The following is a 23,772-nucleotide window of genomic DNA, read 5'->3' on the forward strand; positions in this document are numbered from 1 at the left end:
TATTTACTGTGTGGAATGGCGCCCACGAAGCATCCACCGCGCCAGCATCCGGGCGCGGCAGGCTTCACCGACGCCGGCCCAAGAAGCCGGCCGGGTCGGAAATTCAAATAATCTGGAGAAGACTCTTGACCATGCTGTCCCAAGCCAAGGCCGTCCTGGCCGCCGCCATCGCCGGCCTCTGCCTCACCACCGCCGCGCAGGCAGCCGACCCCTACCCCAACAAACCCATCCGCCTGATCGTCCCGTTCGCCGCGGGCGGCACCACCGACATCGTCGCGCGCATCGTCGCCGAAGGCCTGACCCGCGAGCTCGGCCAGGCCGTGGTGGTCGAGAACCGAGGCGGCGGCGGCGGCTCGATCGGCGCCGATGCCGTGGCGCGGTCCACGCCCGACGGCTACACCCTGGGCGTGGCCACCGTCAGCACCATGGCCACCAACCCGGCCACCAACCCCAAGAACCCGTACAACCCGTTGAAGGACTTCGTCCCCATCACCAATATGGTGAACGTTCCCAACGTGCTGACGGTGAACCCTGCCGTGCCGGCCAAGACCCTGGCCGAGTTCATTGCCCTGCTGAAGGCCAACCCCGGCAAGTACGCCTACGCGTCCTCGGGCGCGGGCGGCATCGGCCACCTGGACGGCGAGCTCTTCAAGTCGCTGACCAAGACCGACATGGTGCACGTGCCGTACCGCGGTTCGGGTCCGGCCCTCAATGACGTGATCGCCGGCCAGGTCAACGCCCAGTTCGACAACCTGCCCTCGTCCATGCCCCACATCCAGGCCGGCAAGCTGCGCGCCCTGGCCGTGGCCGCGCCCAAGCGCCTGCCCGCGCTGCCGGACGTGCCGACCTTCTCCGAAGGCGGCCTGCCGGAAATGGACAACATGGCCTGGTACGGCCTGGTAGCGCCCGCCGGCACCCCGCAGGCGGTGGTCGACCGCATCCATGACGCCACCGTCAAGGCGCTCAAGGATCCGAAGATCGTGCAGCGCCTGGCCGACGGCGGCTCGCTGGTGGACGGCAACACGCCCGCCGAATACGCCGCCCAGATCAAGCGCGAGCTGGAACTGCGCCAACGCATCGCCAAGGAACGCAACATCCAGTCGACCAACTGATCGTCAGCGGACAGCGCGCCGGCCCGGTCCGGCGCCGCCCCAAGGCCGGCCTGTTTCCCAGGCCGGTTTTTTTTCGCGCCCGCCTTGCGCCCCCAACGTTCCAAGGGCTGCGCTTGACTGCAATCGCCCCGGTGGTAGCATGTGCGACCGTGCGATCCCATCTTTCTCCCCCTCCCTGCGCCGCCTGCGCGCTTTGCGCCCTGCGCTCGACCCTGTTGAGCTCGCAGGAAGTCGCCGCGCGCTCCGCCTACGCGCGCTCCAAGCCCGGCTAATCGCCCGCTTTTCCCCTTTCTGATTCCTGCACCGGCCCGCCGCCGGCTGCCTGCGCACATTCGCGCATCCGGCAGCCTTGCTGCCGGCCGGCGGACGCCCTGCCGCGTGGCCGGGATCCGCGTCTCGTCCCTCGATCCGCAACGCCAACGCAGGCTTGCGGCCAGGCCACGCACCGACCTATTCAAGCGCCATGCAACTCACCAAGAACTTCGTCAAAGCCAAGAACCCCTGCGCGGGCGGCTACAAATGGTTCATCCGCGACCACAACGGCCAGGGAGACTACCAGGCCGTGCTTGACGCCTTGGTCGCTGACGGCCGCGTCAGCGACGCCTGCTGGCTGCTGGACCAGTTCGGCCCCACCGACGCGGTGCTGCGGCTGGATTCGGTCGACGCCAATGCCATCGTGTTCGCCGGCACGCTGGAAGTGCGCATGGGCATCAATGTGGACAGCGTGGTGCGCGCCGGGCGCAGCATCGTCACGGGCGGCGGCATCCGCGCCGGCGAAACCATCCAGGCGGGCGAGAACATCACCGCCAACGCCAACATCGCCAGCGGCGGCAACCTGCGCGCAGGCGGTGACATCAGCGCCGATTGGGGCATCGAAACCGCCACACGCCTGGACTGCGGCGGCAATGTGCGCGCCAAGTGGGACATCTGCGCCGGCCAGGACCTGGCCGTGACCGGCCACCTGCATGCCGGGCAGGACATCCAGACGCAAGGCGCCATCAAATGCGGCCAGGGCATCAAGGCCGGCGGCGACGTGCGCGCCGAAAAGGAAATCGACGCCGCCTGCGGCATCCAGGCCGGGGGCTCCATCCAGTGCGGCGAGCACCTCGCTTCCGGCTGGGGCCTGATCGCCGGCGAGGACATCCGCGCCGAAGGCGCGATCCGGGCAGGCGAAGGCGTGCAGGCCGAAGGCGTGATCGAGGCCGGCGCGGGCCACGGCATCTACGCCGGCCTGAGCGTCCGCCTGGACGCCTGGGCCGCCTGCGCGCGGGTGGTGGCGCAGAGCCGGCCCGAGCAATTGGTCAGCGGGCACTGGGACGGCCAGGACAGCGCCGCCTACGCATAACCGCAGCCCCGGCGCAGCCGGGGCGCAAAGCCGCCTACTCCGGCTTGATGTTCGCTTCCTGCATGCGGCGGCCCCAGGTGCCCAGTTGCGCCTCCACGAAAGCCTGCTGTTGCGCCTGCGTGTTCGGCGCGGCCGTCATGCCCAGGGCGGCGAACTTCTGCTGCACCTCGGGACGCGCCAGCGCGTCGTTCACCGCCTTGTTCAAGCGCTCCAGGATAGGCTGGGGGATGCCGGCGGGACCGGCCAGGCCTACCCATACCACCAGGTCGAAGTCCTTATATTCCGTTTCGGCAAAGGTTGGCACATCCGGCAGGTCCGGCAAGCGGCGCTCGGTGCTGATGGCAAGCGCCCGCAGCTTGCCGCCGCGCAGCAGCGGCGTGGCGACCGACAGGTCCGCCATCACGTAATCGACCTGCCCGCCTGCCAGGTCCGTCAGCGCCGGAGGCTGGCTCTTGTACGGCACGCCTTCCGCGCGCACGCCGGCAATGCGGTTGAACGCCGCCGCGCCGACCTGCCCGCCCGGCGAGCCGTAGCCGTAGTTCAAGGAACCCGAGGCCGCCTTCTTCACGAACGTGGCCAAGTCCTTGTACGGACCGTCCGCGCGCACCAGCAGCAGCATGGGCATGGTGGTCAGGCGCGACACGTGGCTGAAGTCCTTCTGCGCATCGTAGGGAAGCTTCTTGAACAGCCCCGGATTGATGGAGTTCAGCGAACTGCTGGAGATCGTCAGCGTGTAGCCGTCGCCCGGCGAACGCACCGCATACTCGGTGCCTATCAGGCCTTGGGCGCCGGGCTTGTTCTCGACGATCACGTTGGCGTTCAGGTCCTTACGCAGTTCTTCCGCGATGATGCGGGCGCTGGTATCGGTAGCGCTTCCTGGCGAAAAAGCCGCGACGATCTTGATGGGCTTGTCGCCCGGATAGGTCTCGGCCTGCGCCGCGCCTTGCGCGGACAGGTTCAGCAGCGCGCATGCCAACAGCGCGAATCGAATCGTTTTCATGGTCTAGTCTCCTGGTTTTATGGGTACTGCCTGGTTCGCCTTACCGCTCTGACGGCGGTGTTGCGGCATTCATTTCGCCCAAGCGCGGCGGGCCCCGGCGTATGGCCGCCGGCGTGCCGGACAGTTTTATCGGTATGCCCGGGCCGTGGTAGTCGTCGCGCCGGACCACCATCTGGCGATGCTCGGTATGGGCGGCTGCGGCCACCGATGCCATGTCCAGGATCGGCGCGGCCGGCACGTTCTGCGCCAGCAACTGCTTGCCGAACGCCTCGCCATCGACCTGCGCGAACGCCTGGGCCAGCGCCGCATCCACGGCTTCGCGGTTGACCACTCTTTGCCCGTTGGACTTGTAGCGTTCGTCCTGCGCCATGTCGGCAATGCCCAGTTGCGTGCACAGCTTGGTGAAGAGGCGATCGTTGGCGACCGCGATGAACAAGGGGCAGGTCCGGGTCTGGTAGACGTTGTAGGGCACGATGTTGGGATGCCCGTTGCCGCTGGGGCGCGGCGTATTGCCCGACGCCAGGTAATTGGCCAGGAACGGATGCGCCACCGACACGGCGGAATCGTAGAGGCACACGTCCGCCATCTGGCCGCGCCCCGTGCGGTGCCGGGCCTGCAGGGCCAGCAGCACGGCGATCGCGGCGTTCATGCCGGTGGTGAGGTCAACCACCGGCACGCCCAGCCGCAAGGGTTCGCCACCCTCCTCGCCGTTGATGCTGAGCAGGCCGGCCATGGATTGCACCGCGGCGTCGTAGCCGGGCAATTCGCCCAGCGGGCCATCGTCGCCGAAGCCCGTGATGCGGCAATGGACCAGTCGCGGAAAGCGCTCGGTGATGGCGGACGGTTCGGCCACGCCCCAAGCGCGCAGCGTGCTGGCCTTGAAGTTCTCGATCAGCACGTCGGCCGTTTCCAGCAATTGCCAGAACGTCTCGCGGCCGGCTTCGCTGTTCAGGTCCAGCACCATGCTGCGCTTGTTGCGGTTCACGGCGCGGAAATAGGCCGAACTGCCGTCCACGAACGGGGGACCGAAACCGCGGCATTCATCGCCTTCCGGCGATTCGATCTTGATTACGTCGGCGCCATGGTCGCCCAGCATCTGGCCGCAGAATGGCCCTGCCAGGACGCGTGACGCGTCGATGACGCGCAGGCCGGAGAGCGCGCCGCCGGGATCGCTGCTATGCATAGTCTGTCTCCTTCGATTTCAGGCTCAGGCCGAAGCGCCGGCGATCAGCCAGCTGAATTCCCTGTCCTGCGCGCCCGCCTGCGTGTTCATGCGCAGCGCAAGCCGGTGATTGTGCGCATCCAGCGCGCCTTCCAGCAGGCCGTTCCAGGCTTGCGCCACGCAGGGGTGCGCATCGGCCACAGCGTCCATCAGGTTCCAGCCGTGTTGCGTCACGCGCACGCCTTCCGCCGTTTCGCTCAACTCGCACGTGTCGCCCTGTGCTTGCGCCAGCGCCACCATGAAGCGCCCGAACTGCAGCGCGGAACTATCCTGCCCCACGCCCAGCGCCCGCGCCGTCTCGTGATAGAACTGCATGCCTATCATTCTTCCAGTCAGGTGCAGCAGCGCGGCCGCGTCCTCCGGCCCCCACAGGTTCACCGCTACGGGCAAGGCGCTGCGCACGTACTCCATGGCGTAGTTGCGGCTGGCCTTGGCCAGGCGCGTCGCGGGCCAATCCACGGTGGGCAGCGTCGGTGCGGCAGCGGCGTCGAAATCGGGCGCGTCCTCATTGCGGCTGAAGCGCAGGCGTTCATGCGGCTGCAGGTCGCGGTCGTACTCGTAGTAGTAGCCCTCCAGCCCAGACTGGCCGTCGACAGCCTGCTTGGTGCATACGAAACCCAGCCGTGGATTGTTGAGCGACACGCCGTTCTGCGCATGCCAGCCCGCCAGCATGGCGCGCGACACCTCCGACGGTATCGCGCACAGCGCGGTGCCCGACCAGATCCAGCGCGGCGCGGAATAGCGTATCCAGGCCTTGCGGTCGGACTCGTACATGTACTGCACCGCCACGCCGCCGATATGGTTGGAGAGGTAGTGGTACTGCGCCGCCGCCACCGCGGGCGGCAGATGCGCGATGCCCAGCTTCTTCAGGCCCGGCAGGAAGCGCTCGTTGCGCTGGCGGCAGAAGATCTCGTAGACCAGTTCGGCCGCGCGCGCCGTGCCGCGGCGCGTCACGGCCGACAGGACGATGCCGGTGAAGAATGCGTGATACCACTCGGAAACCGCGCGCCAGCCGCGTTCCTCGGATTGCATGTCATGCATGGCCATTCACTCCAGTGGGGACCGCCACGGAACCGGGCAGCAGGGATTGCATGGACGCGACAGCGAAATCCGCGATGTCGCGCGCGATGGCTTCGCGATCCGCTTCGGATTCGCCGGCCCTGGGGCGATACCACATGGTGGTCCAGTTCAAGGCGCCCAATAGCGGCTTGACCTGCAAGGCCGGCGGACCGCGCCGGAAGTCTCCGGTCGCCATGCCCGCCTCGACCACGCTGCGGAACAGCGACTCGTAGCGGTCGCGCTGCCGCACCAGTTCTTCCAGCTCGGCACGCTGGTTCGCCGTGGTGCGTCCGGCCAGGTGCAGTTCGACGCCCTGCACGGTGACGCGCTGGTACGGCAGGTGCGCCATCATCAGATGCGTGTGGGCGTGGGCCATGTTCCAGAGCCGCTGAGGCGGCGACGCGCCCGCGTCCTCCGCCAGCGGCGTCACCGTGTCCAGGTTCAACTGCATGGCGCGCCGGTGCACGGCGAAGAACAGGTCGGTCTTGCTGCGGTAGTAGTAATAGACGCTCCCTTTCGTGACGCCTATCAGGTCGGCGACCGAATCGATCGTGGTCGCCGCGAATCCCATTTCGGTGAAGGCATGCGCGGCCGCGTCCAGCAGCTCCACTTGCCGCAGGGGCATCTCGTCATAAGGAATGGCAGTCTTGGCTTTCATGCGAACTCCCCGCGCTGCGCCGCAGCGCCTGCGCTTTTCTTGATGGCGCGGGCCAGGACCACGCGCTGGATTTCGGAGGTGCCTTCGTAGATTTCGGTGATGCGCTGGTCCCGGTAGCAGCGTTCCACCGCGCTGGGCTTCACATAGCCGCGTCCGGCGAGAATCTGCATCGCGTCGTCCACCACGCTGTGCGAGGTTTCGCTGGCCAGCAGCTTGGCCATCGCGCCCAGCGTGCCGATGTCCTGCCCGGCGTCGTAGGCGCGCGCGGCTTCGTAGGTCATCATCCGCGAGGACGACAGCGCGGTGGCGGCGTCGGCCAGCTTGAAGCCCACGCCCTGGTGGTCGATGATGCTGCGCCCGAAGGTCTGGCGCTGCACCGCGAAGTCTCGCGCCTCGGCATAGCTGCACAAGGCGATACCGTTGGCCTGGGCCGCCACCACCACGCGGCCGATGCTCAAAGTCGCCAAGGCGAGCTTCAGCCCTTCTCCCAGCGTCCCGACCACGCTTTCAGCGCCGACCCAGGTGTCCAGTTTCAGGTTCGTGGTGGTGGTGCCGCGTATGCCCATCTTGTCTTCGTAGTGGTCCACCACCACGCCGCTTGCGTCGCGGTCGACCACGAATGCGCTGATGTTGTTGCGCGCGCCCGGCTCGCCCGTGCGGGCGAACACGATGAAATGGCGCGAATGCCCGCCGTTGCCCAGCCAGCATTTTTCGCCCCGGATGCGCCACCCGTCGCCCTCGGGCACGGCCGTGGTCAACAGGGCCGCCGCATCCGAACCGGCGCCGCGCTCGCTCAGGGCGAAGTTGACCGCGTGGCCGTCGCGCGCCAGGCCGCCCAGCAGCACCATCTTCTGTTCGGCGGTACCTCCCAGGATGACCGGAAACGCGCCCAGCGACAGCGCCGCCAGGATGGCGGCCGTGGAGGCGCAGCCCTGGGCCACGGTTTCCACCACAGCCACCAGCGAGGTCAGCGATGCGCCCGCGCCACCGTACTCGGCCGGAATGAAGAGTCCCGAGATCCCGCTTTCCCGCAACGGCGCCAGGTGCTCCACGGGATAGCGTTGTTCCCGGTCTATGGCGGCGGCCGCCGGCGCGAACGCCCGCGCGGTCAGGTCGGCGGCCTTGTCGCGCCAGGCGCTTGCCTGCGGGTCGAGCGGGGGATTCCAGATCACGGACATCGTTGTCTCCAGCAACATACTAACGAGTATTTAATTGGCTGGATGAGAACATACTACTTGGTATTTTTCTTCGATACCTGGGGAAAACCCGCGACTCAATGAGTTGCCCCGCGGGCGCACTCAAATCCGCTCGCGGGGTCATGCCTCAACAGGCAATGGTCAGCTCTGCACCGCTTTCGCCGCTGGCGCCGGACTGCGCAACACCAGCATCAGGCCCAGCAGGATCGCCGCCATCCCGCCCAGACTCAACGCCGACAACCGGTTGCCCAGGATGAGGTAATCCAGGGCCGCCGTGCCGGCCGGGACCAGATAGAACAGGCTGGTGACATTGACCAGGTTGCCAGCCTGGATCATGCGGTAGAACAGCAGGGTCGCGCCCACCGAGATCACCAGGCCCATCCAGATCAGCGGCAGGATGAAACCGATCACCCACTCCACGCGGATCGGTTGGAATGGCACGAACAGCAGGCACAACGCCAGACTGACGAAGTACTGCAACGGCATGACATCCATGGGCGCCTGGCGCACGCGTTTCTGCAGCATCGCGCCGCTGGTCATGCAAAGCAGCGCGGCCAGCGCGTAGGCCATGCCGGCCGCGGAAAAACGCGCCATGCCTATGCTCTGGTAGACCACCATCACCAGCCCGCACAAGGCAAGGCCGAGGCCCGCCACGCGCGGCAATGAGTAACGCCTTTCCATCACCGCCAACGTCAGAATGGGCTGCGCGCCCAGCAGCGTGGCCAGCACACCCGGCGTGATGCCGTGGTCCAGCGCCAGCAGGTAGCAGATGGAGTAGCCGCCGATGAGCAGCAGGCCAGTGGCCGCGACCGTCAGACGCGTGCCAGGCTCTGGCAGCCAGCGCCGCCGCCACGCGCACAACAGCATCAGCGCGGCCAGCGCCAGGATGAAGCGCAACAGCAGGAAGCCGAAGGCGGAGGCGTGGGACAGCCCCCACTTGGCGAAAATCGCGCCGCCGCTCCACAGCAGCACGAACAAGGAAGTGGAGCCATAGGAGGTCCACGCAGATCTATCGAAAGACATGAGGTTTCTACCTGTCGGGGTATGAACAGGCTCCAGCCCCGCCCGCGCAAGCGGGCATAAGCATGCGCTAGACGGATGCAATATGCATCAGGACGTCTGACGAAGCTTTTTGAAAAAAGGCTGGAGTCGCGTTGCGGACGGCGTCAGCCGACGACGACCGCGCTAGGCGGGTAAGCACCCGAGACCACGCCGCAAGGCGGCGCGACCGGCGGCGATACCACCGTGGACACGACAGGAGAAAAACCGGGGGAAACTGCGGAGCGCCGGGACAGCACACGCGCACGCGTATCCGCTGCGCGGGCAGCGGATGCGGAATCGGCGAGGAGCGTGTGGTCAGGCATGGGGCGTAGCCTACCGGCTGCGCGCGGCGCGGTCAAGCGATGCGCCGCTGCTCCACGCCCATGTCGCGCCACGCTTCGCCATGGCAGGTGAACATGAGGATCTGATGCCGCGTGGCCGCGTCGAACAGCGCGCGCTTCATGAAGTCGCGCCGCGCGTCGTCCGTGTGGACCAGCGCGTCGTCGAGCAGCAGCAGCGTCGGCCGCCCTGCTTCGCGCAGCAGATCGGCGTAGGCGAAGCGGGCCAGGATGCCCAGTTGTTCGCGCGTGCCGAAGCTGAGCGCGGACAGCTGGTCCTCGCCGCCCGCGCGGCGCAGCGCGGCGGGCAGCAAGGCATCGTCCAGTCGCAGGTCGGCTTCCGGAAACAGCAGTGCCAGGTAGTGGTTCAGCCGGCGCGCCAGCGGCGCTTGCAGGCGTTGCGTCGCCGCCGCGCGCTTGTCTGCCAGCAGCTTTTGCAGGAGTTCCAGCGCAGCGGCGCGGCGGGCGAAGTCGTCGCGCCGCCGTTCCAGGCGTTCGCAGGCGGCCTCTGCTTCAGACAGGCGTTCGCCCAGCCCTTGGGCGCCCGCCTGGTCCAGCTTGCCTTGCAACTGCAGGATTTCGCCGTGGCGCTTGTGCTGCGCCTCGCGCTCGATCGCGGCGGACTTCTCGTAGCGCTGCACATCCTGTTCGACCAGCTCGGGACGGTGGCCAGCCAATGCCGCCTGCGCCTCGCGCACGCGGCGCTCCAGTTCGTCGTGGCTGCTGCGGACCTCGGCGAGCCTGCCTGCGCGGGCCTGCCGCTGCGTCGCGCGCTCGGGCGATTGGAGCTCGGCGCTGCGCGCCGCCGTCTGGTTTTCCAGCAATTGGGCGCGCGCGCCGTCGGTGTCCATGGTGCGCTGTGCGGCGGCCAGCGCGGTCTCGGCCTGCGCCGAAACCGCCTCGGCCTCCCGCAGGGCCTGGAGCGCCCCGGGCAGATCGCCGCCGCCGTCCGCCTGCGGCGCAGCTGGCAGCTTGTCCAAACGTTCCTGCAATTGCACGCGACGCGCCAACGCGTCGTCGCGCTGGCCACGCAGAACGTCCACGCCCTTGGGCGCATGGATGCCCAGCGTCTTGCGCATGCCGTCCAGCTCGCGCAGCAAGGCGCCATGGCGGGCGTAGCGTTGCTCGGCCTGCGCCAGGCTCTCGACGTCCAGGCGCTGCAGCAAGGCCGCGCTGGCCGCCCGAGCCGCGTCGATTTCGCGCTTGAGCGCGGGCAAGTCCTTGCCGCCCGGCTCGATGCGCAAGCGCCCCACGCCCGGCAGTTCCAGTTCGGCGGCCGCCGTCAACAGGACCTCGTCCGCGCCGCTCAGCATCCGGCCGTCCAGCACCGCCCGGCCGCCCGCTTCCAGCTGATAGGACAGGCGCGTGGCGCTGGCCTGCTGCTGCAATTGCAGGTTGGCCAGTTCGCGTTCGCTCTTGCGCAGGGCTTCGATGTCGGCGTCGGCGATTTCGATCCGCATGGTCTCGGCCTTGAGCGCGGAGCCCTGCTCGATCAATGCGGTGACTTCCTTCAATGCGCCGTCCAGGCGTTCGATCTCCACGCCCAACTGGAGCAGTTGATGCTCCAGGTCGCGCCGGTCGGCCACGGCCTGCACCGAAGTAACGCGCTGGCGCGCCGCGTCCACCGCGGCCGCATGCGCCTGGCGCTGCTGTTGGGCGCGCGCCAGCGGTTCGCGCGCGGCTTCGACCCGGGCGCGCGCGGCGCGGGCCTCGCTGGCCAGCGACTGGAGTTCGGCCTCGTCCTGCTGGTCGCGCCGGACCTGGTCCTGCAACAGCGCCAGCGTTTGCGCGGCTTGCGCCTGTTCGCGGCGCAGCCCTTCGAAGGCTTCGCGCTCCTTGGCCAGGGCCGCCAGGCGCGCACGCGCCTCGGCCGCCTTGGCTTCGAAGTCCTTCCAGGGCTCGCCGGCCTGGGCGCGCTCGTGGTCGCGGCGCAATTCGGCCAGGCGGTCCACGTCGGCGTTCAGCTGCGCCATGGCCTGCGCGCACTCGTCGCGTTCGGCCGCGGCGCGCGTCAGCGCATCTTCGGCTTCCTTGTAGACGCCCTTGGGGCGGCCATTGCGTGCGTCCAGCAGCGCGCCGCGTTCGGCGGCCACGCGCTCGTACAGGCGGTCGCCATCGCCCGAAGCCAGCTCGCCGGACAGCTGCGTCAAGGCCTCACGCAGATGCGCGCCCGCATGGCCGGCCGCTTCCTGCAGATTCTGGCCGTCGCCCTGCTGGATCCACAACAGGCCCGGTATGCCCGCCAGGTCCGGCTTGCTCTGGCCGCGTCCCGGCAGTTCAAAGCCCAGCAATGCGGCCAGCGCGTTCTCGGCCTCTTCGCCGTCCAGCCGTTGCGCGCCGCCATCGATCAACAGTTCGCAGCGGGCGCGCGACAGGAATTGCTTCTTCAGCACATAGCTGTGTCCGGCATGCGTGAATTCCAGTTCCACGCTGGGTCGCGCGCCGGACTCGCCGTGCGGCGCCAGGTCAGCGACCTTGCTGGTGCTGTAGCGTTCAAGAAAGGCGGAACGGATGGCCGCGGCCACGGTGCTCTTGCCGGCTTCGTTCGGGCCCACGAACAGGTTCAGGCCGTCCTGCAGCCCTTCCAGCGCCATGGGCTGGCGGAACTTGCGGAATTCTTCCAGGGCGATGCGCGAGAGCTTCATTTGGCGGCTCCCGGCGCGGCGCTTTCGCGCTGGAACCGCAGCAGCAGCCGCAATGCCTCGCCCGCAACCGCAGATTGTTCCGGGTCGGCCTGCAATGCCTGCAATTGCGCCGCAACTTCGCCCACGTAGCCGCTGGCGCGCAGTTCGGCCAGGTCGGCTTCGTCCGGTTCCAGCATGAGGCCGGACAGGTCCGGCAGCAGCGCACGCACCTGCGCCGCGGCCTGGTCCACGGCGCGTTGCAGCGCTTCCCAGGTTTCCATGTTGACGTGCCCTTGCAGGTCCAGCCGCAGCACATCCTCGGCGCGCAGCTCGGCCATGCGCGCGGCCAGCGCCTGCGCGTCCGAGGGCAGGCTCAGCGTTTCCGACCAGGCCGACCAGCGGTACTTGCCCGTAGCCAGCCGCTCGACGGCGGGCGTGGCGCCCGGCGCCTCGATGCGCACATGCAGCGCGTACCCCGGTTCGTTGCCGCGGAAGCGGTCCTGCTCCGGCGTGCCGGCGTACCAGGTGCGCTCGTCGATGGACAGACAGCCGTGCCAGTCGCCCAGCGCCAGATAGTCCAGCCGCGCGCGAACCGCGCGGTCCGGGGCGATGGGATTGGTGGCATCGATGGTGTCCGGCAGGCGGCCCGCCACGCTGCCGTGCGCCAGGCCCACGCGGATGCGGCCGGCTTCGGTTTCCAGCGCGTCGAAGGCCTGGGTCACGTCGTCGTAGGTATGGCGTTGCGTCAGGGGCGCGGCCAGCACGGCGAGATTGATCGCCGCCAGATCGACCACGCCGGTGCGCAGCGGAACATGCACGTTGGAAGGGATGCAGCCCAACTGCATCGCCCGGCTCCAGACGCTGTCGGCCAGCGCGGCGTCGTGGTTGCCGGCGATCATGACCCAGGGGCCGGTGTAAGCGGCCATGGCCGCGAACAGGCGGCGTATCGTGCGGTCCGACACGCCCTGCGTGTCGAACACATCGCCCGCCACCAGCACGGCGTCCACGCCGCGCTCCGCGGCCAGCGCAGCGATGCGGGCGACGACGTCGAAGCGGGCCTCGGCCAGCATGGCGGCATCGTCGGTTTCAAACTGGCCGTATTGTCGGCCGATCTGCCAGTCGGCGGTGTGCAGGAAATGGATCATGCGGGCCATTGTAGATGGCCCATGCGCAGTCCCGGCGGCGATATCCGGAAGAATCGCCGCCGGCTTGCCGCAAGCGGAATCAGGCGCTCTTGCCGTCCAGCACCAGCGACTGGCTGGACGCCGCCTTGCGGTCATAGCGCGACAGGCCCAGGCCGTCGGTGCGGATGGCGGGACGCTGGCCCATGACCAGGTCGGCCACCAGCTTGCCCGAGCCGCAGGCCATGGTCCAGCCCAGCGTGCCGTGGCCGGTGTTCAGGTACAGGTTGCCGTAGCGGGTCGCGCCGACCACCGGCGTGCCGTCCGGCGTCATGGGACGCAGGCCGGTCCAGAACTCGGCCTGGGCCACGTGGCCGCTGCCCGGGAACAGGTCGTTGACGACCAGTTCCAGCGTCTTGCGGCGGGCCTCCTTCAGGCGCAGGTCGAAGCCCGCGATCTCGGCCATGCCGCCCACGCGGATGCGCTGGTCGAAACGCGTGACGGCGATCTTGTAGGTTTCGTCCAGGATGGTCGAAACCGGCGCGGCCGATTCGTCCGCCATGGGGATGGTCAGCGAGTAGCCCTTGAGCGGATACACCGGCAGGTCCAGATCCAGCGGCTTGAGGAAGTCGCGCGTGTAGCTGCCGAAGGCGGCGACATAGCGATCGGCGGTCAGGACTTCATTGCCCACGCGCACGCCGGTGATCTGGCCGCCGGCCGTGTTCAGGCCCGACACCGTCTGGCCGTAACGGAATTCCACGCCCAGGCCCTTGGCCATTTCGGCCAGACGCGTCGTGAACAGTTGGCAGTCGCCGGTTTCGTCGTTGGGCAGGCGCAGGCCGCCGCTCAGCTTGTGCAGCGAGCGCGCCAGGGCGGGCTCGGCCGTCACCAGGCGGTTGCGGTCCAGCAGTTCGTAGGGTACGCCCACTTCTTCCAGCACCGCGATGTCGCGGCGCGCGGCTTCCAGCTGGGCCTCGGTGCGGAACAGCTGCAAGGTGCCGCGGGTGCGTTCTTCGTAGTGGATGCCGGTGGACTGGCGCAGTTCGCGCAGGCAATCGCGGCTGTACTCGGACAGGCGCAGCATGCGCTCCTTGTTCACCGAGTACCGTTCGGCCGAACAGTTGGCCAGCATGGACGCCATCCATTTCAGCTGGAACAGGCTGCCGTCCAGGCGTATGGCCAGCGGAGCGTGTTTCTGGAACAGCCACTTGATGGCCTTCAGCGGAATGCCGGGCGCGGCCCACGGCGTGGAATAGCCCGGCGAAACCTGTCCGGCGTTGGCGTAGCTGGTCTCTTGCGCCGCCGAAGGCTGGCGGTCCAGCACCGTGACTTTGGCGCCTTGGCGGGCCAGATAGTAGGCGGTGGTGGTGCCGATGACGCCGCTGCCGAGGACGATGACGTGCATGATTCTTTCCGGTGATTGGTTTTGTTCAGGAATTTCGGTAGTCTATGGGCCTCTCAGCAGTGAAAAGCACTGAAGATTTTGCTTTGCCAGTGCTTTTTCCCGGCCGCCTCCTGTTTTTCGATCGCCAAAAGTGAAATGCGCGAGCTAGACCGTATCGACCTGAAAATCCTGGATATCCTGCAGCGGGAAGGCCGCATTTCCGTGACCGAACTGGCCGACCGGATCAGCCTGTCCGCCACCCCCTGCTCCGACCGCGTCAAGCGCATGGAGCGCGAAGGCGTCATCACGGGTTACCATGCGCGCGTCAATCCGGCGGCGCTGGGCAAGAACCTGCTCGTCTTCCTGGAGATCAAGCTGTCGGCCAAATCCGGCGACGTGTTCGACAAGGTCAAGAAAGAGCTGCTGTACGTGCCCGAAGTCATGGAATGCCATCTGGTGTCCGGCGACTTCGACTACCTGGTCAAGGCCCGCCTGACCGAAATGAACGAATACCGCCGTCTCCTCGGCGAAATCCTCAAGCGCCTGCCCGCGTCCGCTGAATCGCGCAGCTACGTGGTCATGGAGGAGATCAAGGAGACCCTGTACCTGCCCGTGGACCGCTAGGCGCGCGCCGCTTCCGCTGATCGCATGCCGATTGTTACCTGTCGGGCCCGCGCCGGCTGCTATGCTGGCGGCCCTTCGGCGCGTGCCTTTGCCGCGTAATCCGACCCTGATTTATTTGCCTATGTCTATGACTCGCCTCTATAAATACTTCTTCCGCGGCCTGATCACCGTCCTGCCGCTGGCCCTGACGATCTACCTGCTCTATATCTTCCTGGCGTGGACCGAAGCCGTGGCGCTGACCTTCCTGCGCCCCTTCATCGGCGGGTTCTATGTGCCGGGCATGGGCCTGGCGCTGGGCATCCTCGGCATCCTGGCCATCGGCTACCTGGTGTCCAAGGAACGCGTGCAGCGCGTGCTGGTGCTGCTGGAAATGCCGTTCACCAACCTGCCGGTGGTCAAGAGCATCTATTCGTCGCTGAAGAGCTTCGCGGACTATTTTTCGCCCAGTTCCAAGAACACCGCCCAGCAGGTCGTGATCCTGCGAGTGCCGGGCCAGCAGCTGGAACTGGTCGGCCTGGTCACACGCCGCAACATGGAAGGCTTGCCCGAAGGGTTCACCCAGGGCGAGCGCGTGGCCGTATACCTGCCGATGGGCTACATGATCGGCGGCTATACCGTGTTCGTGCCGCAGGAATGGGTCCAGCCCATCCAGATGTCGGTCGAGGAAGCCATGCGTTCGTCCCTGATCGCCTGGATGGCTCGCGCCGAAACCAGCAACAACCGTCCCGCCGCGCAGGAGCCCCCCGCCCCTGCCCAGGACGGCGCCAACGGCGGCGGCCAAGCCTGAGCGCCCCGCCCCCACCTCTACCAGACTCTCGCTATGCCCATCATCGAATTCACGCTGGCCGAAGGCAGCCCCTATATTGAAGTGAACCAGCTGCTCAAGGCCACCGGCGTGTGCGACAGCGGCGGCGCGGGCAAGATGCTGGTGGCCGAAGGCCACGTCAGCGTGGGCGGCGTGGTCGAAAGCCGCAAGACGGCCAAGATCCGCGCCGGCCAGATCGTGACCTGCGGCGACGTGCGCATCGTCGTGCGCGGCCCCGACGCCGGCGACGCAGACGCCTGAAGCCCTCCACACCACGCATCACCGCGAGCCGCCATGAAACTCAAGATGTCCCAGAACTCCATTTTTGCGGTGCTGCTGCGCTCGCCCTGGTGGATGAGCGCCGGCGTGGCCGTGCTGCTGTCGGCCGCCGGCTTTGCCGCGCTGCCGCTGGAGTACGCCGCGATGGGCGTGTTCGCCGCGGTACCGTTCGCGGTCATCGCCATCATGGCGGCCTACAAGCAATTGCGCGCGCCCTCGGGCGCGCGGGTGCAGGCCGTGGCCGAAGCCGCCGCCGGCATGTCCTGGGCGGAATTTTCCAAAACCGTCGAAGCGGGCTTTCGCCGCGACGGCTGTGAAGTGCAGCGCCTGCAATTGCCCGGCGCCGATTTCGCGCTGAGCAAGGACGGCCATGTCGCCATGGTCAGCGCCAAGCGCTGGAAGGCCGCCCGCGTCGGCGTCGAACCCTTGCGCGAACTGCAGGCAGCGCGCGAGAAGCGCGGCGCGCGCGAAGCCATCTACATTGCGCTGGGCGAGGTCTCGGACAACGCCCTGCAATACGCCAAGTCGCAAGGCGTGTCGCTGATGACCGCGCCTGAACTGGCCAAGCTGCTGCGGGACCTCAAGCCCTGAGGCGGACACGGCCATGAGCTATCGACTGCTCGCCGACCTGGTGCTCATCGTGCACGGCCTCTTCGTTGCCTTCGTCGTATTCGGCGGCCTGCTGGCGTTGTGGAAGCGCTGGATCGCCTACCTGCACCTGCCCGCGCTGGCCTGGGGCGCGCTGGTGATAGGCATGGGCTGGATCTGCCCGCTGACGCCGCTGGAGATTTCGCTGCGCCAGCAGGCCGGCCAGCAAGGCTATGGCGGCGGCTTCATCGAACACTACATACTGGCGCTGATCTACCCCGAAGGCATCACCCGCGGCACGCAGATCGTACTGGCGGCCTTGCTGATCGTGGGCAACATCGTCGTCTACACGCTGTGGGCGCGGCGCGGCCGGCGCCTGCCGGCCTAGCCTTTCGTTCACAGGGCCCGGGCGATCACCAGGCGCTGGATGTCGCTGGTGCCTTCATAGATCTGGCAGACGCGCACGTCGCGATAGATGCGTTCCACCGGAAAGTCCTTCAGATAGCCGTAGCCGCCCAGGGTCTGGATGGCGGCGGAGCAGACCTTCTCGGCCATCTCGGAGGCGAACAGCTTGGCCATGGACGCTTCCGTCAACGCCGGCCTGCCGGCCTCGCGCAAGGCTGCCGCATGCAGCACCATCTGGCGCGCCGCATGGATCTGCGTGGCCATGTCGGCCAGCCGGAACGCGACCGCCTGATGCTCCATGATGGGTTTGCCGAAGGCCTGCCGGTCGCGCGCGTAGTCGCGCGCGCACTCGTAGGCCGCGCGCGCCATGCCCACCGACTGGGACGCGATGCCGATGCGCCCGCCCTCCAGGTTGGACAGGGCGATCTTGTAGCCTTCGCCCTCCGCGCCCAGCCGGTAAGCCGCCGGAATGCGCATGTCCTCGAACGCGATCTGGCAGGTGTCGGACGCATGCTGGCCGAGCTTTTCTTCCACCCGCAACACCTTGTAGCCCGGGGTATCGGTAGGCACGATGAAGGCCGAGATGCCGCGCTTGCCGGCATCCGGGTCGGTCACGGCGAATACGATCACCACCTGGCCGCTGCGCCCCGACGTGATGAACTGCTTGGCGCCATTCAGGATGTAGTCGTCGCCATCGCGGCGCGCCCGGGTGTGCAGGCTGCTGGCGTCCGACCCCGCCTGCGGCTCGGTCAGCGCGAAGGCGCCGATATGCTCGCCCGTTGCCAGCGGACGCAGGAACTGTTCTTTCTGCGCGTCGGTACCGAACTTCAGGATGGGCATGCAGGCCACCGAATTGTGCACGCTCATGATGGTGGAGCAGGCGCCATTGCCGGCCGCGATTTCCTCCAGCGCGACCGCATACGAGATATAGCCGCTGTCATTGCCGTCCCAGGCTTCGGGCACCAGCATGCCGAAAAAGCCCAGTTGCGCCATTTCGGCGATGGCGTCGGCGGGATAGTGATGGTCGCGGTCCCAGCGTTCCGAGTTGGGCGCCAGGCGCTCCTGCGCGAAGCGGCGCGCCATTTCCTGGACGCTGAGCTGTTCGTCGGTCAAAAGCATGCTTGTCTCTCCTGGATGCGGTGGCGGCCGATGCGCGGCCTGCTCTGTTCTGCGGTTCGGCGCCCGACTTGGGGCGGCCGTCAGATCGCCAGAATACACCGCGCCGGCAGGCGCTGGACGCCGCCGCGCGGCCTATTCCCGCGGCGCGTCCTGCTCGCTGCGCTGACGCGCCGGGCCGCTCGCCCGGCTCAGGTTGTAGGCGGTATTGACCAGCCCGATATGCGAGAACCCCTGCGGGAAATTGCCCACCAGGCGGCGCCGGCCTACGTCGTATTCCTCGGCCAGCAGGCCCAGGTCGTTGCGCAGCGCCAGCAGCCGCTCGAACAGGCGTTCGGCGTCATCGATGCGCCCCTGCATGACGTAGGCGTCGGCCAGCCAGAAGCTGCAGGCCAGGAACACGCCTTCGTCGCCCGGCAGGCCGTCGCTGGCATGCTGATTGGAGTAGCGCAGCAGCAAGCCATCGCGCAGCAGTTCGCGCTCGATGGCGCGCACCGTCCCCGCCACCCGCGGATCGTCCGCGGGCAGGAAACCCACCTGGGGGATGAGCAGCAGGCTGGCATCCAGCTCATCAGATCCATAGCTCTGCACGAAGCTGCCGCGCGCCTGGTTGTAGCCGTGCTTGCAGATGTCCGCCCGGATGCGGTCGGCAAGCCGCTGCCATTCATCGCGCGGCCCGCGCAGGCCGAAGCGATCACAGGATTGCACCGCGCGGTCGAAGGCCACCCAGCACATCAGGCGCGAATGGGTGAAGGCGCGGCGCTCGCCGCGAACTTCCCAGATGCCGTGGTCCAGGTCCTGCCAACGGCGCTTCAATGGCTCCAGCAGCACGTTCTGCAGGCGCCAGGCCTCGGCCAGCGGCGCCAGATCCGCGGCGCGCGCCGCATACAGGGTTTCGATGAGTTCGCCATAGACGTCCAGCTGGCTCTGGCCGGCGGCGCCGTTGCCCCGGCGCACCGGCAGGCTGCCCTCATAGCCCGGCAGCCAGGGGATTTCCAGTTCGGGCAGCCAGCGTTCGCCCGCGATGCCGTACATGATCTGCAACTGGTCGGGATGCCCGGCCACCGCGCGCAACAGCCATTGGCGCCAGGCCTCGGCCTCCTCGCGGTAGCCGGCATTGAGCAAGGCGTAGAGGGTCAGCGCCGAATCGCGCAGCCAGCAATGCCGGTAGTCCCAGTTGCGGCTGCCGCCCAGGGCCTCCGGCAGCGAGGTGGTAGGCGCGGCAATGATGCCGCCGGTGGGCTGGAAGGTCAGCAGCTTCAAGGTAATCAGCGAGCGCACAACGGCCTCGCGCCCTTCTTCGCTGCCCTCCCAGCGGCAGCGCTTGGCCCATTCCTGCCACCAGGAAATGGTGCGGTCCATGCTTTCCACGCGATCCGGCACGAAGTGCGGCGTGCGGTGCGAACGGTGGTAGGACAGCGTAAACGGCACCACCCGGCCCGGATGCACGGTGAAGCGCGCCGTGGTGGTGAGTTCGTGCCCCGCCAGGTCCACCGGCGTGTGCAGTTCGACCGCGTCGGGGCCCGCGATGGCGCTCAGGCCATAGTCGCGCCGGCGCACCCAGGGAACGGCCTGCCCATAGTTGAAGCGCAGCGCCATCTCCATGTCCATCTGCACGTGTCCGGATTCGCCGCGCACGATGCGCACCACGTCGGCGCGCTCGTCGTCGTCGCTCAAAGGCATGAAGTCGTACAGCAGCGCCGTCCCCGAGCTGGTTTCGTAGCGCGTTTCCAGCACCGCGGTATCCGGCACATAACGGCGCGACACCGTGCAGCGCTGCGCGTGCGGCGCAATGCGCCAGCGCCCGTGCCGTTCATCGCCCAGCAACGCCGCGAAGCAGGCGGGGGAATCGAAGTGCGGCAGGCACAGCCAGTCGATGGAGCCGTCGCGCGCCACCAGCGCAGCCGACAGCATGTTGCCGATCAAGCCATAGTCTTCCAGGGGCTTGGACATGGCCTAGCCCGCGCCCCGGAATTCGGGATACAGCGTCATGCCGCCGTCGACGAACAAGGTCGTGCCGGTGACGTAATCCGAGGCGTCGCTGGCGAGCCAGACGGCGGCCCGCGCCACGTCTTCGGGTTCGCCGATGCGGCCGTAGGGAATCAGCTGCAACAGCCTGGCCAGGCTTTCCGGCGTATCCCAGGCCGGCTGGTTGATAGCCGTGCGTATGGCGCCCGGCGCAATCGAATTGACGCGTATCCGGGCCGGCGCCAGCTCCTGCGCCAGGGATTTCATCAGCATCGATACGCCGCCCTTGGACGCCGCGTAATTCACCTGGAAGGCCCAGGGTATGACCTCGTGCACGGAACTGATGAAGAGGATGTTGCCCGCCGCCAATCCCTGCCGCGCCGGGTCGACCGGCTGTGACTGGAACTGCTGCGCAGCGGCGCGCGCGCACAGGAACTGCCCCGTCAGGTTCACGTCGATGACGCGCTGCCAGTCGGCCAGCGTCATGTCCGCAATCGGCGCGGGATGCTCTATGCCCGCGTTGTTGACCAGGATGTCCAGGCGCCCGTAATGCTGCAGCGCCTGCGCAAACAGGTGCTCCACCTCGGGCTCCTTGCTGATGTCGGCGGCCGCGGTGACGGCCGAACCGCCCTGCCGCTGGATCGCTTCGGCGACGGCGGCGGCCCGCCCCTGAGAATCGCCGCCCGCGCGATGATTCACCACCACCTGCGCGCCAGCGGCCGCCAGCCCGATCGCGATGGCCCGGCCTATGCCGGAAGATGCGCCTGTCACCACGGCCACCCGGCCGCGCAGTTCGCTCGCGTGATGCATGCCTGCCTCCCTGGCGGCCGCTACGCATCGAGCCCGGCCGCCGCGTGTAGAACGTCCAGCGTAGTCCCGCGAGCGGGTTACATGCAACCCGCGGCACAGCGTGCATAATGGCGGACATGCGCGGCCCGCGCTCCTCACGGAGCGTCGGGCCGCAGGTTCATATGCCCACCCGTATGCCCATGCTTCCTGGAGACGCCGTGCTGGATCCAATACTTGCAGAACTGTCGACCACCCTGCCCGAGGCCAAGTCGGTCGAACAGCTGACGCGCCCGCTGCTGGACATGCTGGGCGCGGTGACCGGGCTGGAATCCACCTATCTCACGTCCATCGACCTGAAGGCGGATCTCCAGAGCATCCGCTACGCGCGCAACGCCGGCACACTGCAAATCCCCGAAGGCCTGTCCGTGCCCTGGGACGACACCCTGTGCAAACGCGCGCTGGACGAAGGCCGCATGTGCACCAGCGATGTCTCCAGCTGCTGGCCGGATTCCGACGCGGCCCGGCAACTGGGCATACAAACCTATCTGAGCGCCCCGGTGCGCACCGATGACGGCGTGCTGTTCGGCACCCTGTGCGCCGCGAGCGCCACGCGACACCAGATCGAACCGCAGGCCGAATCGGTGCTGAAACTGTTCTCCAGCGTGATCGCCCGCTTCCTGGAACGCGAAATGCTGATGGAGCAGCTGCACGCGGCCAACGTCCAGCTCATGTCATATGCGCTGACCGACACCCTGACCGGCCTGCCCAACCGCCGCGCGCTTTACGAGGCGCTGGACCGCTTTCAGGCGCGCGCCATCCGCGAAGGCGGCAGCGTGCTGGTCGGCGTGATCGACCTGGACGGTTTCAAGGGCATCAACGACGTCTACGGCCACCAGCAAGGCGACGTGTTCCTGCAGGAGGTATCGCGCCGGATCTCCGCGGCCCTGCGCGGCTCTGACATGCTGGGCCGCATAGGCGGCGACGAATTCGTGCTGATCGGCCCCGGCCCTGCTTTGGTAGCGGGGGACGGCCCCCATGGCGTGCACGCGCCGCGCGGCGATGCCGAAGAAGCCGCCCGCTCCCTGGAAGAGCGCGCCACCGCCGCCACCGTGGGCCGCTACCAGCTCGGCGAGGCGACCGTCCCGTACGAAGGCGCCAGCGTCGGCGTGGTGGCGCTGGATCCGCGCGGCCTGGACGCTGAAGCGGCGGTACGCCTGGCCGATGCCCGCATGTATGAAGTCAAGCGCGCGCGCAAGGCGGCGCGCGTCATACACTGACGGGCAAAAAAAGGACCCGGCGCGATGCCGGGTCCAGGCCGTGCGCAGCGTTCGGCCGGCTTACCTCACCTTGCCCTGCTTCCACGCATCCAGCAGCTTCTCATAGGCGATCGTCTCGCCCTTGGGCTTTTCGTTGGCCAGCTTCTTCCACGGCGCGTGCTGGTCCGACAGCCACTTGCTGGGGTCGCTCTTGGGGTTGAGCTTGGGCGCGCACTGCGCCATGCCGGCGCGCTCCAGACGCGCCATGACCTGATCCATTTCATTGGCCAGGTTGTCCATGGCGGCCTGCGGAGTCTTTTCGCCCGTGACCGCGGTGGCGACGTTCTTCCACCACAGCTGCGCCAGCTTGGGATAGTCAGGCACGTTGTTGCCGGTGGGCGTCCACGCCACGCGCGCCGGGCTGCGGTAGAACTCGATCAGGCCGCCGTAGTTCGCCGCGTTCTTGGTGAAGAACTCGCTGTTGATGTCGCTGTCGCGGATGAAGGTCAGGCCGGTGATGGACTTCTTCAGCGACACCGACTTGGACGTGACGAACTGCGCATACAGCCAGGCCGCGGCCATCTTGTCGGGGTTGGTGGACTTGAAGAAGGTCCACGAGCCCACGTCCTGGTAGCCGTTCTGCATGCCGTCCTTCCAGTACGGGCCGTAGGGCGACGGGGCCATGCGCCACTTCGGCGTGCCGTCGTCGTTGACCACCGGCAGGCCCTTCTTGGTCATGTCGGCGGTGAACGCCGTGTACCAGAAGATCTGCTGGGCGATCTGGCCCTGGGCCGGCACCGGGCCGGATTCCGAGAAGGTCATGCCCATGGCCTGCTGGGGCGCGTACTTCTTCATCCAGTCCACGTACTTGGTCAGGGCATAGACCGCAGCCGGACTGTTGGTGGCGCCGCCGCGCGCGACCGACGCGCCGACCGGGGTGCACTTGTCGTCCGCCACGCGGATGCCCCACTCGTCCACCGGCATGCCGTTGGGCAGGCCCTTGTCCGCAGCGCCGGCCATGGAGAGCCAAGCGTCGGTGAAGCGCCAGCCCAGCGACGGGTCCTTCTTGCCGTAGTCCATGTGGCCATAGACCTTCTTGCCGTCCAGTTCCTTGACGTCGTTGGAGAAGAAGTCGGCGATGTCCTCATAGGCGGACCAGTTGGTGGGCACGCCCAGCTCGTAGCCATACTTGGCCTTGAACTTGTCCTTCAGGTCCTGGCGCGCGAACCAGTCGGCCCGGAACCAGTAGACGTTGGCGAACTGCTGGTCGGGCAGCTGATAGAGCTTACCGTCCGGAGCGGTGGTGAACTTGGTGCCGATGAAGTCCTTCAGGTCCAGGTTGGGGTTGGTCCATTCCTTGCCCGCGCCCGCCATGTAGTCGGACAGCGGCAGGATGGCGCCGTAGCGGTAGTGCGTGCCGATCAGGTCGGAATCGGAGATCCAGCCGTCGTAGATGGACTTGCCCGACTGCATCGAGGTCTGAAGCTTCTCGACCACGTCGCCTTCCTGGATCAGGTCGTGGTTGACCTTGATGCCGGTGATCTCGGAAAAAGCCTTGGCCAGCGTCTTGGACTCGTATTCGTGCGTGGTGATGGTTTCGGACACCACGCTGATTTCATTCACTCCCTTAGCCTTGAGCTTGGCGGCGGCCTCGATGAACCACTTCATCTCGGCCATTTGCTGGTCCTTGGACAGCGATGAAGGCTGGAACTCCGAATCGACCCACTTCTTCGCTTCCGGTTCGCCAGCCCAGGCCGCCGACGTCCCGATCAGGGCGATGGCGGCTGCCATGGCGTGCATGCGCAATTTCATGACCTGTCTCCTCGATAAGTCTTCCCCATC

At 67.5% G+C, this 23,772-nt stretch carries 21 protein-coding genes; 8 read left to right on the plus strand and 13 right to left on the minus strand.

Going from position 1 to position 23,772, the window contains the following annotated elements:
* Positions 1-131: 131 nt before the first annotated feature.
* Positions 132-1,112, plus strand: coding sequence for a Bug family tripartite tricarboxylate transporter substrate binding protein (locus tag HV793_RS15465; protein ID WP_175163865.1), 981 nt, complete (start codon positions 132-134; stop codon positions 1,110-1,112).
* 463 nt (positions 1,113-1,575) lie between these two features.
* Positions 1,576-2,457 (plus strand): hypothetical protein, encoded by an 882-nt coding sequence (locus tag HV793_RS15470; protein WP_119449651.1) that lies wholly within the window; start codon positions 1,576-1,578, stop codon positions 2,455-2,457.
* Positions 2,458-2,491: 34 nt separating this feature from the next.
* On the opposite strand, the gene HV793_RS15475 is transcribed toward HV793_RS15470, so the two are convergent.
* From HV793_RS15475 to HV793_RS15515, 9 genes are all read right to left on the minus strand, one after another.
* Entirely contained in the window at positions 2,492-3,457 is a 966-nt protein-coding gene (locus tag HV793_RS15475) for a Bug family tripartite tricarboxylate transporter substrate binding protein (RefSeq protein ID WP_054453920.1), read from the minus strand.
* A gap of 40 nt (positions 3,458-3,497) precedes the next feature.
* The gene (locus HV793_RS15480) at positions 3,498-4,640 is read right to left on the minus strand and encodes a CaiB/BaiF CoA transferase family protein (protein ID WP_175213462.1); all 1,143 of its coding nucleotides are present in this window, start codon (positions 4,638-4,640) and stop codon (positions 3,498-3,500) included.
* Positions 4,641-4,664: 24 nt separating this feature from the next.
* Positions 4,665-5,720 (minus strand): hypothetical protein, encoded by a 1,056-nt coding sequence (locus tag HV793_RS15485; RefSeq protein ID WP_425321804.1) that lies wholly within the window; start codon positions 5,718-5,720, stop codon positions 4,665-4,667.
* Positions 5,713-6,396: a TetR/AcrR family transcriptional regulator gene (locus HV793_RS15490; protein WP_054453914.1), complete on the minus strand. Its 684-nt coding sequence runs from the start codon at positions 6,394-6,396 to the stop codon at positions 5,713-5,715. The genes HV793_RS15485 and HV793_RS15490 overlap by 8 nt, the downstream gene beginning before the upstream one ends.
* Positions 6,393-7,574 (minus strand): acyl-CoA dehydrogenase family protein, encoded by a 1,182-nt coding sequence (locus HV793_RS15495; RefSeq protein ID WP_119449647.1) that lies wholly within the window; start codon positions 7,572-7,574, stop codon positions 6,393-6,395. The genes HV793_RS15490 and HV793_RS15495 overlap by 4 nt, the downstream gene beginning before the upstream one ends.
* A gap of 159 nt (positions 7,575-7,733) precedes the next feature.
* The gene (locus HV793_RS15500; protein WP_175213464.1) at positions 7,734-8,615 is read right to left on the minus strand and encodes a DMT family transporter; all 882 of its coding nucleotides are present in this window, start codon (positions 8,613-8,615) and stop codon (positions 7,734-7,736) included.
* Between the two features lie 373 nt (positions 8,616-8,988).
* Complete coding sequence (locus HV793_RS15505; protein ID WP_175213465.1) at positions 8,989-11,616, minus strand: AAA family ATPase; 2,628 nt, start codon at positions 11,614-11,616, stop codon at positions 8,989-8,991.
* Positions 11,613-12,740: a metallophosphoesterase family protein gene (locus tag HV793_RS15510; protein WP_119449677.1), complete on the minus strand. Its 1,128-nt coding sequence runs from the start codon at positions 12,738-12,740 to the stop codon at positions 11,613-11,615. Before HV793_RS15510 ends, HV793_RS15505 begins: the two co-directional genes overlap by 4 nt.
* A gap of 79 nt (positions 12,741-12,819) precedes the next feature.
* Entirely contained in the window at positions 12,820-14,121 is a 1,302-nt protein-coding gene (locus HV793_RS15515; protein ID WP_054453905.1) for a D-amino acid dehydrogenase, read from the minus strand.
* Positions 14,122-14,256: 135 nt separating this feature from the next.
* Between HV793_RS15515 and HV793_RS15520 the strand changes: the two genes are divergently transcribed.
* From HV793_RS15520 to HV793_RS15540, 5 genes are all read left to right on the plus strand, one after another.
* Positions 14,257-14,724 carry an Lrp/AsnC ligand binding domain-containing protein gene (locus HV793_RS15520; RefSeq protein ID WP_013394098.1) on the plus strand — a complete coding sequence of 156 codons (468 nt, stop codon included), beginning with the start codon at positions 14,257-14,259 and terminating at the stop codon, positions 14,722-14,724.
* 127 nt (positions 14,725-14,851) lie between these two features.
* Entirely contained in the window at positions 14,852-15,511 is a 660-nt protein-coding gene (locus tag HV793_RS15525; protein ID WP_119449644.1) for a DUF502 domain-containing protein, read from the plus strand.
* A 33-nt stretch (positions 15,512-15,544) separates the two neighbouring features.
* Positions 15,545-15,790, plus strand: a complete 246-nt coding sequence (locus HV793_RS15530) for an RNA-binding S4 domain-containing protein (protein WP_125473305.1) — start codon at positions 15,545-15,547, stop codon at positions 15,788-15,790.
* 33 nt (positions 15,791-15,823) lie between these two features.
* The gene (locus tag HV793_RS15535; protein WP_054453899.1) at positions 15,824-16,399 is read left to right on the plus strand and encodes a restriction endonuclease; all 576 of its coding nucleotides are present in this window, start codon (positions 15,824-15,826) and stop codon (positions 16,397-16,399) included.
* A 13-nt stretch (positions 16,400-16,412) separates the two neighbouring features.
* Positions 16,413-16,784: a DUF2784 domain-containing protein gene (locus HV793_RS15540; RefSeq protein WP_054453896.1), complete on the plus strand. Its 372-nt coding sequence runs from the start codon at positions 16,413-16,415 to the stop codon at positions 16,782-16,784.
* 8 nt (positions 16,785-16,792) lie between these two features.
* On the opposite strand, the gene HV793_RS15545 is transcribed toward HV793_RS15540, so the two are convergent.
* The 3 genes from HV793_RS15545 to HV793_RS15555 all read right to left on the minus strand — a co-directional run bounded on the left by HV793_RS15545 (position 16,793) and on the right by HV793_RS15555 (position 20,695).
* Positions 16,793-17,920: an acyl-CoA dehydrogenase family protein gene (locus HV793_RS15545; RefSeq protein WP_175213466.1), complete on the minus strand. Its 1,128-nt coding sequence runs from the start codon at positions 17,918-17,920 to the stop codon at positions 16,793-16,795.
* A 132-nt stretch (positions 17,921-18,052) separates the two neighbouring features.
* Positions 18,053-19,870, minus strand: coding sequence for a glycoside hydrolase family 15 protein (locus HV793_RS15550; protein ID WP_175213467.1), 1,818 nt, complete (start codon positions 19,868-19,870; stop codon positions 18,053-18,055).
* A 3-nt stretch (positions 19,871-19,873) separates the two neighbouring features.
* Positions 19,874-20,695 carry a glucose 1-dehydrogenase gene (locus tag HV793_RS15555; RefSeq protein ID WP_125473590.1) on the minus strand — a complete coding sequence of 274 codons (822 nt, stop codon included), beginning with the start codon at positions 20,693-20,695 and terminating at the stop codon, positions 19,874-19,876.
* A gap of 161 nt (positions 20,696-20,856) precedes the next feature.
* On the opposite strand from HV793_RS15555, the gene HV793_RS15560 reads away from it, so the two are divergent.
* The gene (locus tag HV793_RS15560; RefSeq protein ID WP_175213468.1) at positions 20,857-21,951 is read left to right on the plus strand and encodes a sensor domain-containing diguanylate cyclase; all 1,095 of its coding nucleotides are present in this window, start codon (positions 20,857-20,859) and stop codon (positions 21,949-21,951) included.
* Between the two features lie 60 nt (positions 21,952-22,011).
* Here HV793_RS15560 and HV793_RS15565 read toward each other — a convergent pair whose 3' ends face one another.
* Positions 22,012-23,742 (minus strand): ABC transporter substrate-binding protein, encoded by a 1,731-nt coding sequence (locus HV793_RS15565; protein WP_054453885.1) that lies wholly within the window; start codon positions 23,740-23,742, stop codon positions 22,012-22,014.
* Between the last annotated feature and the right edge of the window lie 30 nt (positions 23,743-23,772).

Origin of the sequence: Achromobacter aegrifaciens (assembly GCF_902859965.1) — a bacterium.
In the GTDB taxonomy this organism is placed as follows: domain Bacteria; phylum Pseudomonadota; class Gammaproteobacteria; order Burkholderiales; family Burkholderiaceae_B; genus Achromobacter; species Achromobacter aegrifaciens.

Coding starts and splice junctions, on each gene's coding strand:
- HV793_RS15465 (WP_175163865.1), top strand. CDS start 132: ATGCTGTCCCAAGCCAAGGCCGTCCTGGCCGCCGCCATCGCCGGCCTC.
- HV793_RS15470 (WP_119449651.1), top strand. CDS start 1,576: ATGCAACTCACCAAGAACTTCGTCAAAGCCAAGAACCCCTGCGCGGGC.
- HV793_RS15475 (WP_054453920.1), bottom strand. CDS start 3,457: ATGAAAACGATTCGATTCGCGCTGTTGGCATGCGCGCTGCTGAACCTG.
- HV793_RS15480 (WP_175213462.1), bottom strand. CDS start 4,640: ATGCATAGCAGCGATCCCGGCGGCGCGCTCTCCGGCCTGCGCGTCATC.
- HV793_RS15485 (WP_425321804.1), bottom strand. CDS start 5,720: ATGCATGACATGCAATCCGAGGAACGCGGCTGGCGCGCGGTTTCCGAG.
- HV793_RS15490 (WP_054453914.1), bottom strand. CDS start 6,396: ATGAAAGCCAAGACTGCCATTCCTTATGACGAGATGCCCCTGCGGCAA.
- HV793_RS15495 (WP_119449647.1), bottom strand. CDS start 7,574: ATGTCCGTGATCTGGAATCCCCCGCTCGACCCGCAGGCAAGCGCCTGG.
- HV793_RS15500 (WP_175213464.1), bottom strand. CDS start 8,615: ATGTCTTTCGATAGATCTGCGTGGACCTCCTATGGCTCCACTTCCTTG.
- HV793_RS15505 (WP_175213465.1), bottom strand. CDS start 11,616: ATGAAGCTCTCGCGCATCGCCCTGGAAGAATTCCGCAAGTTCCGCCAG.
- HV793_RS15510 (WP_119449677.1), bottom strand. CDS start 12,740: ATGATCCATTTCCTGCACACCGCCGACTGGCAGATCGGCCGACAATAC.
- HV793_RS15515 (WP_054453905.1), bottom strand. CDS start 14,121: ATGCACGTCATCGTCCTCGGCAGCGGCGTCATCGGCACCACCACCGCC.
- HV793_RS15520 (WP_013394098.1), top strand. CDS start 14,257: ATGCGCGAGCTAGACCGTATCGACCTGAAAATCCTGGATATCCTGCAG.
- HV793_RS15525 (WP_119449644.1), top strand. CDS start 14,852: ATGACTCGCCTCTATAAATACTTCTTCCGCGGCCTGATCACCGTCCTG.
- HV793_RS15530 (WP_125473305.1), top strand. CDS start 15,545: ATGCCCATCATCGAATTCACGCTGGCCGAAGGCAGCCCCTATATTGAA.
- HV793_RS15535 (WP_054453899.1), top strand. CDS start 15,824: ATGAAACTCAAGATGTCCCAGAACTCCATTTTTGCGGTGCTGCTGCGC.
- HV793_RS15540 (WP_054453896.1), top strand. CDS start 16,413: ATGAGCTATCGACTGCTCGCCGACCTGGTGCTCATCGTGCACGGCCTC.
- HV793_RS15545 (WP_175213466.1), bottom strand. CDS start 17,920: ATGCTTTTGACCGACGAACAGCTCAGCGTCCAGGAAATGGCGCGCCGC.
- HV793_RS15550 (WP_175213467.1), bottom strand. CDS start 19,870: ATGTCCAAGCCCCTGGAAGACTATGGCTTGATCGGCAACATGCTGTCG.
- HV793_RS15555 (WP_125473590.1), bottom strand. CDS start 20,695: ATGCATCACGCGAGCGAACTGCGCGGCCGGGTGGCCGTGGTGACAGGC.
- HV793_RS15560 (WP_175213468.1), top strand. CDS start 20,857: ATGCCCACCCGTATGCCCATGCTTCCTGGAGACGCCGTGCTGGATCCA.
- HV793_RS15565 (WP_054453885.1), bottom strand. CDS start 23,742: ATGAAATTGCGCATGCACGCCATGGCAGCCGCCATCGCCCTGATCGGG.